The 16,536-nt window shown below is 51.6% G+C and carries 10 protein-coding genes; 6 read left to right on the top strand and 4 right to left on the bottom strand.

The window, feature by feature from the left end; all coding sequences use genetic code 11:
• Positions 1-19: 19 nt before the first annotated feature.
• Together pbpC and ACLPHM_RS01495 are read right to left on the bottom strand one after the other, a co-directional pair.
• Entirely contained in the window at positions 20-2,167 is a 2,148-nt protein-coding gene (gene pbpC, locus ACLPHM_RS01500) for a penicillin-binding protein 1C (RefSeq protein WP_430219510.1), read from the bottom strand.
• A 1-nt stretch (position 2,168) separates the two neighbouring features.
• Entirely contained in the window at positions 2,169-8,078 is a 5,910-nt protein-coding gene (locus ACLPHM_RS01495) for an alpha-2-macroglobulin family protein (RefSeq protein WP_430219509.1), read from the bottom strand.
• A gap of 74 nt (positions 8,079-8,152) precedes the next feature.
• On the opposite strand from ACLPHM_RS01495, the gene ACLPHM_RS01490 reads away from it, so the two are divergent.
• Positions 8,153-9,415: an MFS transporter gene (locus ACLPHM_RS01490; protein ID WP_430219508.1), complete on the top strand. Its 1,263-nt coding sequence runs from the start codon at positions 8,153-8,155 to the stop codon at positions 9,413-9,415.
• Between the two features lies 1 nt (position 9,416).
• On the opposite strand, the gene ACLPHM_RS01485 is transcribed toward ACLPHM_RS01490, so the two are convergent.
• A complete protein-coding gene (locus ACLPHM_RS01485; protein WP_430219507.1) occupies positions 9,417-10,283 on the bottom strand; it encodes a pirin family protein in 867 nt (288 codons plus the stop codon).
• A 71-nt stretch (positions 10,284-10,354) separates the two neighbouring features.
• Between ACLPHM_RS01485 and ACLPHM_RS01480 the strand changes: the two genes are divergently transcribed.
• Positions 10,355-11,287, top strand: coding sequence for an SPFH domain-containing protein (locus ACLPHM_RS01480; RefSeq protein ID WP_430219506.1), 933 nt, complete (start codon positions 10,355-10,357; stop codon positions 11,285-11,287).
• A gap of 14 nt (positions 11,288-11,301) precedes the next feature.
• The gene (locus ACLPHM_RS01475) at positions 11,302-11,745 is read left to right on the top strand and encodes an NfeD family protein (protein WP_430219505.1); all 444 of its coding nucleotides are present in this window, start codon (positions 11,302-11,304) and stop codon (positions 11,743-11,745) included.
• A gap of 81 nt (positions 11,746-11,826) precedes the next feature.
• Here the strand turns inward: ACLPHM_RS01475 and ACLPHM_RS01470 are convergent, their stop codons facing one another.
• Positions 11,827-12,405 carry a DJ-1/PfpI family protein gene (locus tag ACLPHM_RS01470; RefSeq protein WP_430219504.1) on the bottom strand — a complete coding sequence of 193 codons (579 nt, stop codon included), beginning with the start codon at positions 12,403-12,405 and terminating at the stop codon, positions 11,827-11,829.
• 368 nt (positions 12,406-12,773) lie between these two features.
• Between ACLPHM_RS01470 and ACLPHM_RS01465 the strand changes: the two genes are divergently transcribed.
• From ACLPHM_RS01465 to hglS, 3 genes are all read left to right on the top strand, one after another.
• Complete coding sequence (locus ACLPHM_RS01465) at positions 12,774-13,700, top strand: LysR substrate-binding domain-containing protein (RefSeq protein ID WP_430219503.1); 927 nt, start codon at positions 12,774-12,776, stop codon at positions 13,698-13,700.
• A gap of 100 nt (positions 13,701-13,800) precedes the next feature.
• Positions 13,801-15,054 carry a 2-aminoadipate transaminase gene (locus ACLPHM_RS01460; RefSeq protein WP_430219502.1) on the top strand — a complete coding sequence of 418 codons (1,254 nt, stop codon included), beginning with the start codon at positions 13,801-13,803 and terminating at the stop codon, positions 15,052-15,054.
• 44 nt (positions 15,055-15,098) lie between these two features.
• Entirely contained in the window at positions 15,099-16,493 is a 1,395-nt protein-coding gene (gene hglS / locus ACLPHM_RS01455) for a 2-oxoadipate dioxygenase/decarboxylase HglS (protein WP_430219501.1), read from the top strand.
• The last annotated feature ends 43 nt before the right edge of the window (positions 16,494-16,536 follow it).

The following is a 16,536-nucleotide window of genomic DNA, read 5'->3' as shown; positions in this document are numbered from 1 at the left end:
ACATGATTAAATGTTAATTCTAATTAATAGTCGCACGAACCTGCAGCGTTACGCTATCGTGCACTACGCCCTTTTCATCTACCAATTCCACCGTAATTTTACCCGGTTGTACAGCCCACCATGCTTCGCTACCTTCTGCATAGGGCTGGCCATTTACACGCCAATACAATTGACCGCTGCCAGTGGCGCGTAACGGCAACAATTGATGCTGTCGTGGAATGTCTGGGTCAAACGCCAAAATGCTGCCAGTGGTCGGTGACACGATACGTGCTCGCCCCTGTTGCTGCACCGTTGCATTCTTTGTAGCTAAACGTATCAACTCTTGTTCAGTACCTGACACGAAGTACTCGGTACGATCTGCCTCAGGTACACCTTCATAATGCACCACACGCGCCACGACATTCTCAGGTATAACAGGCGCTACGGATAACGCATTATCGTGCAAGGTGCGCATCATCCTGTGCCATATAGGCGCTGCCCCCGTAACCCCGGATACATTGCGCATGGGCGAGCCATCGCTGTTGCCTACCCATACGCCTACGGTATAGCGATCACTAAACCCTATCGCCCAGTTATCACGCATGTCTTTACTGGTACCGGTTTTGACTGCTGCCCAGAATGGCAAACTCAATGCACTGTCCAACCCAAAGGTGTAAGACCTTGCCTGCCTATCCGCTAGGATATCTGCCACAATCCAAGACGCATCTGCATCCAGCACGCTTTGGCACGCCGCAGGCTCCGCTGTCTCGCTTGGCACAAATTGCGGCGGACTGTAGCAACCGCCATTGGCTAATGCCCTGTAGGCATTGGTTAACGACAACAAATCAATGTCAGCACTGCCCAGAGCCAAACTAAAACCATAGTGCTCAGTGGCTTTATCCAGAGGCAAACCCAACGCTCGTAGGAGATTAGCAAAACGGTCTACCTGCACCATTTCTAACGTACGCACAGTAGGAATGTTTAAGGAAGACGCCAAGGCCGTGCGCACACTGACCCAGCCTGAGAACTGCTGATCGTAATTTTGCGGCACATACAAGCCACTAGCAGTAGCCAGATTTAAGGGGGAATCCTCTAACAGTGATGCGGCAGTTAAGCGCTTTTCACCTATAGCTTGCGCATACAAAAAGGGTTTTAACGTTGAACCAGCTTGGCGCTTAGCACGAGCATGGTCCACCTCTATGGCCGACGAACCCGAACTCGCCCCCACATACGCCAAGACCTCGCCGCTGCGATTATCCAGCACCACCACAGCCGCATCGCTAACGCGTGCCACATTTAACGTTTGCAGCGTGGCATCAACAGCCCTATTTGCCTCGGCTTGCAAAGAGGCATCCAGACTGCTGCGCAGAGTAGCCCCATCTGCTGTCAGCCCTTGGTTTTGCAATAGGCGAGCATAGTGTCTAGCAGATTGCGGCTGATCCCACATGGGTGCCTGCATACGCGACAAGGCCGTACTCAACACATACCCCAATGACCCACATTGCTCTGCCCTGCCCATGCTCATCAACAATGAGCACGCACGCTGCTGCAATACCGATGCTGAGGCATTAGGTGCGCGCAGCATCGCCGCCGCCAACGCGGCCTCTTGCATCGTCAAGGCATTGGCTTGTTTTTGAAACAGTACGCGAGCCACCGCATCAATACCAACCAGCTCTCCCCTAAAGGGGGCCAAGTTAAGGTAAGCCTCTAGAATTTCTGCTTTGGTAAACAAGGACTCCAGCTGATAGGCTGCATACGCTTGATCTAGCTTGCCCTGCCAAGAACGCCGTTGCACGCTTGGGCGTTCGCTTAGCCCCATCAAGTCCGCCAATTGCATGGACAACGTGGATGCACCACGGTGTACCCGCTGATCCCATAACTGATCCCACGCCGCATTGGCGACGGCCAGCCAATCCACTCCGCCGTGTTCAAAAAACCGTTGATCTTCAGAAGCCAGCACAGCGCGTTGTAAGGCTGGTGAGATGTGCGACAACGGCACCCAATCGCCACGGCGCTGCTGGAAATTCACACGCAAGGCCTGCAGTGGCGAACCACTACGGTCTTGCACAATGAATTCAGACGCGGGATTTTCTTGCTGTAGCGTGGACAGATCAGGGTAGCGCGCTATGCTGCTTGTTGAAAGCAACATAGCGCCTGCACCCAGCATCCATAGTGCGCTTTTTTTCACCTTACTTTGCTTCACCAATCACCATAGGCGCGTTAGGTTGCAAAGCGTGCGTTTCAGGCTCGTACAACGCCTCAACTTTGGTGTCAGGCAACATAAATTCGCCTGCTGTATTCAAGCGCACTTGGTACTCCAAGGTATGTTTACCTGCAGGCAAGTTCTCGTAGTACGCCTGGTACGCATCAAATCGGCGCTCTACATAGTTTGGCCACATCCCGGTTTGTTGAGTACCTGCGGCTTCGATTGCCGAGTCACGTCCCAAACCGCTGCCTAAAATCACCGCACCAGGAGGCACTGGATCATTCACTGCCGTCCAACCTGATGCCGCATTCACATCAATAGTCAGACGTACCTTGTACACGTCACCCACGGTCCACTCACCTGCTACGGCTTGCGTCACGGGGATCACTTCTCGCTGTACGGAATAGCCAGACATCACAGCTTTAGCAGTAGGCACGGCCGCTTGCAAACGAATCAACGCCCACACATCACCTGCCCCCTCTTGCTGTATCTGCAAAGGCACTTGGTGCTCTGGCCACGCTAACTGCTGATTGTAGCTACGAGAATCAGGCCCTTTGCTGTTCACTGTAGCCCAATTCACCATACGGTTTTTATCGCCCAGACTCAGCAGCGCCATCCCTTCGGCAGGCTTCACTTGTTTGGCCAACAAACCAATAGACTGCGATGCTTGTGCATTATCAGTCGTGCTCAACCAATGACCTTTGGTTTGCATATTGATCAGTGCTTGCAACAACAGCGGCACATCATCTTGCCACGCGTCTTGCTGCTGCGCCCACACCAGCAATCTAGCTTGTGCTGTCACAGGGCTACGCATCAACCACCACTGATAATCGCCTTCGTTCACGCGCAAAGAGCTACCACGCGTGACCAGTCTAGTGCGCAGTACATCTATAGCCTTAGCTTTGTGCTCTGCTGCATTCGCAATATTAGGAACACGATCTAACACCAGCAACCAGTCCAAAATACTTTCTACTGGCCAGTTTTGCGGCTCAATGGTGATGCTGTCCAGCATATTGGCCGTTGCCGACTGATAACGGGACAAGGTTTCGATCATCATCAACTGACGCAAGGCGCGCTGCTCTGGTGAGAGCCAATCTTCTCGTACGGTATGGCCCATCACCACATTACGCAAACCTTGCAACAACTGTGCTTGCATGCTGCTAGGCAGGCTAAAGGCCTCATTACGCTGTTTGGCTTCATCGGCCAAGTTCATCACATACGAGGTCAGTACCGGGCTACCTTTTAACATAGGGCTTGGGAAATAGCGCAGCAATTGGTCTGGCGCAATATAAGCCGCCGCACCCAGCGTTAATTGTTGCCACAATGCGGTGTCATCCAATACCACCGCACGCGACATTTGTTGCTCGTAGCATGTGTAGGGGTAACGCTGGAACCACCGACGTACGTCTGGCAAATCCGCCGACAAACCTGATTGCAACTGAATAGCAATACCACCCAAGAATTGGCCTGCGCTATCACGCAACGCCCCTTCTGGTGTACTCAACTGCGCGTCGTACGCCTTGTCCTCTTTTACCAGAGTCCAGAAACCTTGCTGAGTAATCACAGGCACAGCCGGTTTCACCACTTGTGTCACGGTCAGCGAGTCGCGTGCATTAGGCTGCGACGCATCTTCGGCGTCGATACGCCATGTAATTTGCGCATCCCCTTCACCCGCTAATCCAGCAGGGACATCTACAGGCCACTGCACGGTTTGAGCACGCCCCGCTGCCAACGCGACCTCTTGCGCAGGCAATGCCACGGGTTTGTCTTGACCTGCCCACTGCATAGTGGCTTTCAACACCAATGTGCGATCTTGCTCGCTGCTATTACGCACTGTGAAGGTGGCTTGGTAGTTGTCACCATTACGCACCACTTCTGGCAACCCAGAAATCAGTTGTACGTCTTGGCTCACCACAATAGACGCACTGCCGGTACCAAAGCGCTGCTCACCGTATTCAGCAATGGCCACCAACTTAAAGGCTGTCAACGCATCATTCAACGGTACTTCTATATGGGCAATACCTTGCTCATCCGTACGTACCTCACCTTGCCACAGCAATAAGGTATCTAACAACTCACGCGTCGGTGCTTTACCGCCACCACCGCCAGCAGGAATGGCTTTACGGCCATAGTGTCGTCGCCCTACTACCTCGGACTGTGCCGTTGCCGTATTCACACCGTAAGCATGTGGCTGCAACATGGCTTTCACCACGTCCCAACTACGGTTAGGAGACAGCTCTAACAAGGCTTCGTCTACCGCAGCAAAGCTTAACAATGCACCTGCCGCTGGTTTGCCATCAGGCAATTTGACTTGTACTTCTACATCTACCTTTTCACGCACGGCATAACGTGGTTGCTCAGGCTTCACCTCAACTTTCAGTTGATTCTCATCAGTACGTACTTCGATTTCCACCAAACCCAAGCGGTACGTAGGTTTAGACAAATCTACGGTAGTGGTAGGTGCTTCGTACTCGGCATCGCTATTGCTCCACGCATCGTACCAATCAAAGGGCTGTTTCCATCCCCAGCTAAAGAACGAAGTCCATGGCACACTGCGTAAACGACCACGTACCACCAACGCTGATACAAATACGTTTGGCCCCCACTCAGCCAGCACTGGCAATTTGATCACCGGATTGTCCGCAGACACTTCCATGATTTCATAGCTCAGTACACCCTCGCGCTCTACGCTAACCAGAACGGTGGCCTTTTCAAATGGCATACGAACTTGGAATTCAGCTTCCTCGCCGGGCGCCCATACTTTCTTGGCAGGGATCAGGTCTATACGGTCATCGTTTTCGCCGCCAAACCATAGTCTCTCGGAACTGCTCACCCAAACATTGGTGGACGCATCCGCTTTGTTGCCCGCTGCATCTTCTGCTTCGGCAATCAAGACAATCTCACCACCTTTCTTAGGATCAATAGAACATTCCAGCTCGCCTTTTTCATTGGTAGAGCCTTTGCACAGTTGACCCAAATCTTCTACTTGCTGCTGATTGTCGTAGCTGTAAAAACCGCCCACCAAACGCTTACGGGTAGACAAGGTTTTACGCACTTGGCCACGCAACGTCATAGCTTGCCCAGAAATAGGCTGACCTTGGGTATCCAGCGCCAACAACTTCACGGTGTTCTTGCTGCCTTTACTCATCCAGCCATCAGACTTGATGCCTGGCACCACAGCCGATGGCCATACTACGGTAGTTTGGCTCAAGGTTTGGATAGCACCGTTAGGGTCGTGGAAGCTCGCCTCTACCAACCATTGCTGAGGTTTCTCGTCCACAGGGACTTCGTCCACCTGTACGCGAGCACCGCCTTCTACATCCAGCACCAACGCATGTTTATTTAAGAACAGCCTCTGCTCAGATGGCGCAGTGTTTTCTTCCTCGTCATAGCTGTAGTTACGCACGTTACCGAAGCTGTATTCCTCGTACTGCGGGAAACTCGGGAAGTATGGGCGCGACACAGCAGACACAGTAACGGGCAATGCGCTCGCCGCACCACCATTCACATAGCCCAACTGCAAATCGGCTTGTAACTGCGCTGGGCGCACCATGCTGGCCGCATCGCTACCATCGCTCAACTTAATGCTGCCTTTCAAAAAGGGCAGCTTGAACTCTTCAATGCGCAGCGTGCCAGTCGTATGCCAGTCGCGGGAACCGCTAAACATAATCATGTACTCGCCCAACGGTGCATTTTTAGGCAGATCAAAACTCGAATAAGCGCGCGAACCGTGCTCGTCGTTAGACCAACGCAGCGGCTGCTCGAAACTTTCACCTGAACCGTAATGTGTCAGCTCTACGGTTTCAGGTAATGAACCATAGCTAGGGTTTTCTAAACCATTACGTGTTTGCTCACGCAGCAGATGCTTCATGTGCACGGTTTCGCCCGCTCTGAATAACGAGCGATCCAAAATGGTATGTGCAATGCGATCTTTGTTCTCGCTATACCCTACCGCTACGTTGAAACGCCATGGCTCAATCCCTCTATCCCAATCAGACAAGACGAAAGAGAAATCCGCTTTGCCATACGCTTGTGGGTGATCCGCAGGAATACGTGCAGACGCATACAAAGCGCTTGTACCTAGTCGAGGGCAATATTGCTTTTGTATCCTGGTTTCGCGATGGAACACACCATCTGCATTCGTGGTGCCGCGCATCAGTTCGTTGCCATCACAATCCAGCACGTGCACTTCGGCGTTCGGGACAGGTTTCGCATCATCCAGTGTTGTCACCCATACCAGCATGTCATCACGACCATGCTTCATATGTACGGATAAGTTCGTCACCAACGCGCTGGTACGCACATACATAGGCGCAGGACTGTCTAAGAAAGCCTCACCCAGCTTTTCAGAGCCCGCCTCCAACACGTGGAAACCTGGCTCCGCCAACGGCACACCGATCACCTCAAACGGTGTTTCACCCTGATCCGGTACGCCAGGCAAAGTAAGCTCTTTCGCCTCTAAACCCAAGCGTTGAAAAACAGAAATAGAACGCGTATCTACTTCGGTACCGCCATTGCTGTACCTCCATTCTCTATCGGCCAAAATATTATCGACCTGATGCAGCATCATTCTGCCTTCGTACAACCTACGCAAGCGCGACAACCAACGCAACACTTCTTGGTCATCTTGAGTAGCGTAGTCTTTGACGTTACCGGCACTACGCTGCAGCTCTTCCACGCGGAAGCCTGCCTCTAAACCTCGTATAGTCAACGGCACAGCGGCAGGCGAATTGTCTTCCTCGCCCGGAACACCCGCATGCGCGAAACGCTCCACAATCCCGAAGTTGCCAGAGGCAAACTTCAATAGCGGCGGGTAACCTGCCAGCGCCACCGTAGCGTCTTTCATGGCTTGCGCGTTTTCCAGCGTACGACCGCTATCATCCACAAAACCATCAGGAATATTCACCTTAACGCTGATTTCCGGCGGGAATGGCCCTTCAAAACGCACCACACGCGTATTGCCATAGTAGTAGTCGTCTTCTTCGGCTTTGGCTTGATCCCAACGTTTTCCGCCCCCTTCCAAATACACTTTCTTCAATAAATCATCTTCCACAATGGAAGAGAACACGACGTGTATAGGCAGTAACGGGTTGCATGGTGCATCAGGGTTACTACGTTCGCAGGTAATACGCCCCAGAAACGGTTGGCGTACTTGGTAGTTCAACAAAATAGGATCGGTGTAGCGTACTGGTTCACGCCCTTCAAAGGCACTGCCCAGCCCAGCTTCCACTACAAACTTTACGTCTGCCCCCGCAGGCAACAAGCGCGCGCACTGCACCACCTGATCGGCTGCGCTATCGTTGTCGGGATCAAAGTCATACAACACCGCTTTCAGCAGTTCGGTTCGGCGCTCACCCTCTACCACCTTCAGGGGAATCATTTCCCCCACGCCATCTACCGCGCACCCGCCCAGTTGCTCTAACTCTTTAGGATCCACAGGCGCTGCAAAGCGCATCACCACCGCCTGATCCTCACTAATATCAGAGTAATAGTATGGTCTGGAACTTAATAGCTTAGGCCCGCCCGAGTTGAACGAATAGGACACGCTAGGCGACAACTTTCTGTCTTGTGTGGCTACAAAAACCGGGTTCGTCTGCGCGGTACAACTCGCCCCTGCTGAGACCAGCTCTACAAACTCGTAGACCCACCGCCTTGCATCAAGCCATCTACCCGCACCTATGGCCTCGGGATCATCGCACTGTATGATAAAGGGAGCCTCTGATTGGCGGCCCAGTACGGCGACGTTCTGGCCAAAATCTGCCACAACAGCCCGTAGGCCTAGCCCCCCCTCGCCCATTTCAGGCGTAAAATGAGGAGCTTTCAAAGTTTGTGCTGACGCCACGGCGCCCCCTAGCGCCAGAGCCAAGGACACAGATAACGGAATTATTTTCATAATGTAGGCGGTTGTATTCTATGAATGTTTTGCCTGAATAGGCAGATGCGCAACACCGCCATAATACTCCACTCATGTCACATTCTCATCCACCCGCTAAACCGCACTCTGCTTTTTCACGACATTTGCATCGCAACCCGTATGCCTGGGTGTGCTATGCCATGTTCGTGGGTGTAATGGGCACGGCATTAGCCAGCCCACTGTACCCGCTGTACCAAGAACTGTGGGGATTACGCACCGGCGACATCACGTTGGTCTACGTGGTTTATATGTTCTCGGCACTGTGCAGTTTGCTGTTTCTAGGTAAGTTAAGCGACCAATACGGCTATATGCCTATTTTGCGCGGTGGCCTAGTGTTAGTGACAGTGGGGCTCACTCTTTCTGCTGTGGCAAATAGCTTCAGCATCTTTATGGTGAGCCGTGTCGTAATTGGGTTGGCCTCCAGCCTCATTGTGACGTCTGCTTCTATTGGTTTAACGCAGCTTAGCCCGTCGCGCGACCTACAGCGCGCAGCCTCCACCACCAGCCTGATGTTGGCATTTGGTTTTGGTATGGGCCCTGCCATAGGCGGCTTGATTGCGCAGATTTTCCCCGCTCCGCTACGTAGCAGCTATATTCCGTCTATTTTGATGGGCTGTTTGGCCACCTACGCCTTATTCTCGCTGCGCCACAATACACCGGAATCCGCGAGGCTAAATGTCGCCAAACGCCTACCGTTGCCTAAGATTGAACTACCTAAAGGTAACTGCCGCCCTCTATTCTTGATTGCCGGCGGCTCTGCTTTTATCGCTTTTTCTATTTTTAGTTTGTTTGCCTCGCTAGCCCCTAGCTTCATGCAAAGCATGGTGCCTTGGCATGGACCCGCCGTGAGCGGTTTGTCCATTGGCATTATTTTGTTTTTATCAGCCTCATTCCAGCTCATGCTGCGTCACCGATCGCCTAAGCAAAATATGCAGCAAGGCATGCTGTTTATTGCCATCAGTGGCGTACTGCTCATGGCAAACTTATTTAGCGGCTGGTCATGGCTGTTTATTGTGAGCGTACTAACCACGGCTTTAGGTCATGGTTTGTGTTTGACCTCAGGCACGGCTACGGTCAGTTTGGTGGCCAAGCCCCAGCAACGAGCAGCACTCATGTCCACCTATTTAATCATGGGGTATTTAGGCGCTATTTTGCCTATGCTTGCCATAGGCTATATTGCTGACCATTTTGGTATGCATGCCGCGCTGATTAGCTTCTGTTCGTCGTTGGCTGTGCTAGCAATCACGCTGACACTACTGGTCAAACCCTGTTTTATACGCCAGCAACAAACCGAATCCACCACAGCTAAAGCCTAATTTATTGCTCAGGCAGCGGGATAAATACGTCGTTATCCGTGGGGGGCAACGCAATGCGCCCCGACTGCCAATCTGCTTTGGCTTGTTCTAAGCGCTCTTTGCTGGACGCCACGAAGTTCCACCACATGAAGCGTTCACCCACAGACTCACCACCCAACAGCATCACCCTAGCATCACCCACGGCGCGTACATCAGGATCTGCACCTGGCGTAAACACCAGCATATGGCCAGACTCATAGCGATGACCACCGTACTCTATACAGCCTTTAGCCACATACACAGCACGCTCTGTATAGGGCTTAGGCAATGGAATACGCCCACCGGCTTTTACCTGCACGTCCACATAAAATAGCGGTGAGAACACATCAACAGGGGACTCACAGCCAAAGGCTTTACCAGCGATCAAACGACCACGGAACATCGTGTCTTCCAGCAATGGCAATTGCTGCTCATCAAAGTGCTGGAAACTAGGATCGCTTTCTTCAAACTCTTTAGGCAACGCTACCCATGCCTGAATGCCATCCAAAGTACCGCCCGTCGCACGCATATCATCAAAGCGTTCGGAATGGCTAATGCCCGAGCCTGCACTCATCCAATTCAATTCACCCGGACGTATTTGCTGTTGCACACCCAAACTGTCGCGATGGGTCATGGTGCCTTCAAACAAGTACGTAACGGTAGCCAAACCCATATGTGGATGTGGTAATACGTCTGCATCAGTTGTAATAGGTGCAGCAAAATGTTGCGGCCCCATACGGTCAAAGAAAATAAAAGGCCCTACCATTCTACGTTTGCGGAAAGGTAATACTCTGCCTACGTCAAATGCCCCTATATTGTGTAACCGAGTTTCAATTACCATCTCAAGCATAAAAACTTCCTTGCGCAATACGCTAAAATCTATTTATAGCAATTTACTGTACTTTAAATGGGATTTCTCATATGTTAGGTGGTTTTTTTGATTTTACTGTCGTTTTAGTCGTTCTAGCGGTAGTAGTAATAGGCGCTGGGGTCAAAGTTATCCCCCAAGGTAGACAATGGACACTAGAACGTTTTGGCCGCTATACCCGTACACTTAGTCCCGGCTTGAACTTTATTGTTCCGTTTATTGATCGCATTGGTACTAAACTTTCCGTTATGGAATCCGTTTTGGATGTACCTACACAAAACGTAATTTCACGCGATAACGTTTCCATTACTGCTGATGGCGTAGTGTTTTACCGTATTGATAACGCCGCACAAGCCGCTTACCAAGTCGATAATCTGCAACGCGCGATTGTGAACCTGACCACTACCAACCTACGTTCGGTATTGGGCTCCATGGAACTGGATCACATGCTGTCCAACCGTGAGCAAATTAACGAACGCCTACTGTCTGCCGTAGACTCTGCTACCGCGCCGTGGGGTGTGAAGGTAACGCGTATTGAAATTCGCGATTTAGCCATGTCACCCGAACTGCAAGAAGCTATGAACCTGCAAATGACGGCCGAACGTCATCGTCGTGCGCTGGTCACTAAGGCCAACGGTCAACGTGAAGCCGAAATTCTGCAAGCCGAAGGTGAAAAACAAGCTGCCGTGTTGCGTGCTCAAGGTGAACGTGAATCTGCCATCTTGATTGCCGAAGCGCGTGAACGCCAGGCGGAAGCCGAAGCCAAGGCAACGCGTGACGTATCCGCTGCGATTGCCGATGGTAATCTGCACGCCGTGCAATACTTCTTAGGCTTAAAATACGTGGAAGCGCTGGAAAAAATCGGTAGTGCCGATAACAGCAAACTGGTGATGATGCCTCTGGAAGCAACGGGCGTCACGGGCGCGGTTGCCGGTATTGGTGAACTACTGAAAAACCTGTCCACCAACACCACCACTAAATCCTAAGAAAAGGCTCCTACATGTTCGCTAGCCCTTGGTCATGGTTTATTATCGGCTGCTTGCTGATGGCTTTGGAAGCACTGATTCCGGGCGTGTTTATTCTATGGATAGGCGTCGCGGCAATTGTCGTGGGCTTATTCGTGAGTGCGTGGCCAGAGGCTCCCTTAGGCCTACAGTTTCTGGTGCTAGCCGTCGCCATTGGTCTATCGGTGTGGGTGGGGTTGCGACTACACCGTAAACGCAAGCTTAGCCCTGAACAAAGCTCGCTAAACAGTGGCCTGCAAAGCTATATAGGGCGTCAAGCCGTGGCGATTACCGCTTTTACCCAAGGCCAAGGTCGTGTACGCCTCGATGACAGCTTTTACACAGCGCTATGCTCGACGCCTATTGCTGAGGGTGACCCAGTGCGTGTGGTCGGTATAGAAGGGGCAATGTTGCTGGTAGAGCCTGCACAGAGCGCATAACCTCGATCACGCTGCACCCACAAAAAAGCCCTGCAAATGCTGCAGGGCTTTTTTACGTTCAACCGCTGATACGCTAATCGCTTATAGCGTGATTTTAGTACCTAGTAACTTCAAGAATTGCGCTAACCATTCGGGGTGCGCCGGCCACGCTGGTGCTGTCACCAAGTTGCCCTCTGTGATCGCCGCATTCACTGCAATGTCGGCATAACGGCCACCAGCAAGCTCTACATCAGGACGACACGCCGGGTACGCTGAACATGTACGGCCATTAAGTACCTTAGCTGCGGCAAGCAATTGTGCCCCGTGGCACACCGCCGCCACTGGTTTATCTTCCACAAAAAAGTGCTGCACGATGGCAATCACTTGCGGATTCAATCGCAAGTACTCAGGCCCACGCCCACCAGGAATCACTAACGCATCGTAATCAGCAGCCTGAATGGCATCAAAATCGGCATTCAGTACAAAGTTATGGCCGCGTTTTTCCGAATAGGTTTGCTCCCCTTCGAAGTCATGAATGGCCGTTGCAATACTTTCGCCCTTTTTCTTGCCGGGGCATACGGCATCCACTCTATGCCCCACTGCCTGCAATGTCTGAAACGGGACCATCGTTTCGTAATCTTCGCAATAATCACCGCACAACATCAGAATTTTTTTAGCCATTGCTGCACTCCTTTAGTGAAAAAACACGCAAAAGTTCGCTTTTATATACCGCTATATCGTAACAAAAAGCAATTTAATAAATTACGAGAAAAATCCACAAAGCCAGATAAACAGTAGCTTTACAACCATCATATAGCTGTTTCTTGCTACTGACCATTTTCATTTACAAAAACTTAATGGGATTTATACCTTGACGCTATAACCAATACTCCCATAATGAAATCAAGCACTGTAGCTTTCAGGTTTTCTGTGGTGGTCTCCTCCTCTTAACCAGCCTGCGGGCTGGTTTTTTTATTGCGCGCGCCTTTTCCCCTCACTGTCTTTCACAGGCTAAAATAGCCCTACTCTTTGTTTGTGTAGGTTTTAGCATGAGCTTTCAGGGCCTCTCCCGTAATCAATACCCTTCCATAACATCGCTACAATGTTTTGAAGCGGCGGCTAGGCACCTCAGTTTCACGCATGCGGCCAAAGAACTGCACCTCACCCAAAGCGCTGTCAGCAAACAAGTGGCGTTGCTTGAAGACACGCTGCAAACCCCACTATTCAGACGACTACGCAAACGCTTAAGTCTCTCCCCTGCTGGCCAACTGTATCTGGAACAAGCCCGTAAAATACTGCTGCATATAGAGCAATCTACGCTGCAAATGCTGTCTTATGACCATGAGCGTGAGTTGCTTAGCATTGCTGCACACCCCAGCTTGGGGGCGCATTGGCTAATCCCGTTACTGAAGCATTTCCATGACCTGCATCCGCATATACAAATCGATATGCACGACTCGTTACAGCCCTTTAGCTTGGCGCAAAAGAGCATTGATGTCGCTTTTTTATTCGGGCATGGAAATTGGGAAAATTTGGAATGTATTAAGCTTTTCGAAGAAGGCATGATTCCCGTTTGTCAGCCTAGCCTGTTAGGCAATAAAACCATACGACATGCTTCGCAGTTAGCCCGTTTCGGATTGATTCAATGTCATTCACGCCCCAATGCGTGGGAGCTCTATTTTTCAGATCAAAATGACCCGGTAGAGCACAGTTACCACGGCCCCCGTTTCGCCACATGGTCTGCCTGTATACAAGCAGCCTTAGCCGGATATGGCATCGCTTTAGTCCCAAAATTTCTAGCGGCTGATGCTTTACAGCAGCAACTATTGATCTGTCCGTGGGAGCATGAACTGCCCAGCCTGGGGGCTTACTATGTCGCCTATGAAGCACATACGGCAGATGAGCCCCGCATACGTCAATTAATTAACTGGCTCACCCAACACTTGAAACTTAAAGATCACGAAAAAAAGGAATAACACACTCCCTTTTTTTCGTTTGCTGCACTGCATGATTTTTGCTGTGATACAGGCTCGCTCTCCAAGAAGAATATCGAGACAACATCACAAAGGATTTTCCATGCAAACCAGCGCGCACATCAGCCCCGCTCTGTCTATTGTTCACCCCATCACGCTGACCTCGGGCAAGAATGCCCGTGTGTGGGATAGCGAAGGCCGCGAATACATTGATTTTATCGGCGGTATTGGCGTGCTTAACTTGGGGCACTGCAACCCTGCGGTAGTCGCGGCCATTATCGATCAAGCACAACGCATGACGCACTCCGCGTTCAATGCCATCCCCCATCAGCCCTACAGCCAACTGATGGATGCCCTGGCCGCATTTATTCCCAGCAAAGAACCGTACTTGGGCATGCTCACCAACTGCGGAGCTGAAGCGACTGAAAATGCCTTAAAAATTGCCCGTTTCAACACCCAACGTAGCGCCGTAGTCGCCTTTGATGGCGCATTTCATGGCCGTACGCTGGCTGCACTCAACCTGAATGGCAAAGTGGCCCCCTACAAAAAGGGCTTGGTGGCATTGCCTGGGCCGGTCTATCACATTCCCTACCCCAGCCACGACAGCAATGTAGACAGTGCTGCGGCCATTGCAGCCTTGCAGCGCTTAATCAAAGTAGAGCTGGACGTGAACGACATCGCCTGCATTATTGCTGAACCAGTACAAGGCGATGGTGGCTTCCAGATGCTAGACCCTGAGTTTGCCCGTTACTTGCGCCAGTTCTGTGATGAACACGGCATTTTGCTGGTGTGGGATGAAGTGCAGTCAGGTTTTGGCCGTACTGGCAAACGCTTTGGCTTCGAGCAATTGGGCGTAGAACCTGACCTATTGCTGTTAGGTAAAAGTATTGCTGGTGGCTTGCCTTTAGGCGCGGTGATGGGCCGTTCTGTGCTGTTCCAAAGCATGCCCTCAGGCAGCTTGGGTGGCACCTACTCTGGCAACGCCGTTGCTTGTGCCGCTGCGTTGCAAATCATTCAGCAGCTTAGCGATGAGCAGCAATTGCAGCAGTGGGCTAGCACCTATGAAAACCTCGTGCTCAAACACTATCAGCGCTGGGAAGCCCAAAAACTACCTGTTATCAAACGCCTAACAGGTGTGGGCACTATGCGCGGCATTGAACTGCGTAACCCACAAGGTGGCCCCGGCACACAAGAACTCGCAAAAGTCCTGCAACGCGCTCGCGAACGCGGTCTGTTGTTGATGCCTAGCGGCGACTCACGTCACGTGATTCGTCTGTTGGCTCCTCTGACCATTGAGCCTGAACTGCTGGATAAAGGCCTGAGCATTCTGGGTGAATGCTTGGCTGAATGTCACTGATTTCCTATTGATCTATGCCGTCATCACGCAAAGGAGTAGCTTGTATGACATCCCCTAATTTTGTAAGCCCTAGCCAGATCCGTGCGCAATTTTCTGCCGCCATGTCTGCCATGTACAAAGACGAAGTGCCACTCTACGGTACGCTGATGGAACTGGTGGCTGATATTAACCAGAACACCTTGCAAGCCGACCAAGACCTGCGTAAAAACCTGCAGCAAGCTAAAGAGCTGGAACGCTTGGACGAAGAACGCCATGGCGCGATTCGCGTTGGCACACCTGAAGAACTGCACACTATTGGCCGTTTATTCGCGGTCATGGGCATGCATCCCGTGGGCTACTACGATCTAACCCCGGCTGGCGTGCCCGTACACTCTACAGCCTTTCGTGCGCTGCACGAAGACGAGCTACGTGTTAGCCCGTTCCGCGTATTCACCTCGCTGCTGCGTCTGGAGTTAATTGAAGATGCCGCCTTGCGTGAAGAAGCCCGCGCTATTTTGGCTAATCGTCAAATCTTCAGCCCCGATGCGCTACAACTGATTGCACAATGCGAACAAGACGGTGGGCTCTGTGCAGAAGACGCCACCCGCTTTGTAAATGAAGCCATTAAAACCTTTAGATGGCATGGCGAATCCACAGTATCTAGTGCGCAATACAAAGATTTGCACGACCAGCACAGGCTTATTGCTGACGTAGTGGCATTCAAAGGCCCGCATATCAATCACCTGACTCCGCGCACCTTAGACATAGACTCTGTACAAGCAAGCATGCCTAAGTACGGTATTACGCCAAAAGCCGTGATTGAAGGCCCGCCTACACGCCAACACCCTATTTTATTGCGCCAAACCAGCTTCAAGGCATTGAATGAACCCGTGCGCTTTGCAGACCAAGACGCGAACGAGCAAGGTAGCCATACCGCCCGTTTCGGCGAAATCGAACAACGCGGCGCCGCTGTCACACACCAAGGCCGAGCACTGTATGACCGCCTGCTCAATGCCGCTCGCGCAGAGCTAGGTGAAGCCCCCGCCGAGCATAATGCAGAAACTTACAGCGCGTTGATGCAGAAGCACTTTGAGCAATTCCCCGACACGTTGGAGCAGATGTTCAACAACGACTTGGTGTATTTCAACTATCTGCCCACCCCCAAAGGTTTGGCCAAAGCAGGCAGCTACGACGCCAACACCTCTATTGCCCAGTTGATACAAGCGGGCGATGTACGTTTATCCCCCATCGTGTACGAAGACTTTCTGCCCGTCAGTGCAGCAGGCATTTTCCAATCCAATCTGGGTGATGGCGCTAACAGCAGCTACGCGCAACTATCCAATCAAGAGATATTTGAATCTCAATTGGGTCAATCGGTGATTGATGAGCAGCAGCTTTACGCACAAACTGCAGAACGCTCTTTAGAGCAGTGTTTGCACGCATTAGGCGTACAACGCTAACCCCAACAGGACGGGCAGCGTGAAGCTGCCCTTCCCCACAAAA

This window comes from Paenalcaligenes sp. Me131, from assembly GCF_050487225.1.
Classification (GTDB): domain Bacteria; phylum Pseudomonadota; class Gammaproteobacteria; order Burkholderiales; family Burkholderiaceae_B; genus Paenalcaligenes.
This window is presented reverse-complemented; position numbering and strand designations above follow the sequence as displayed.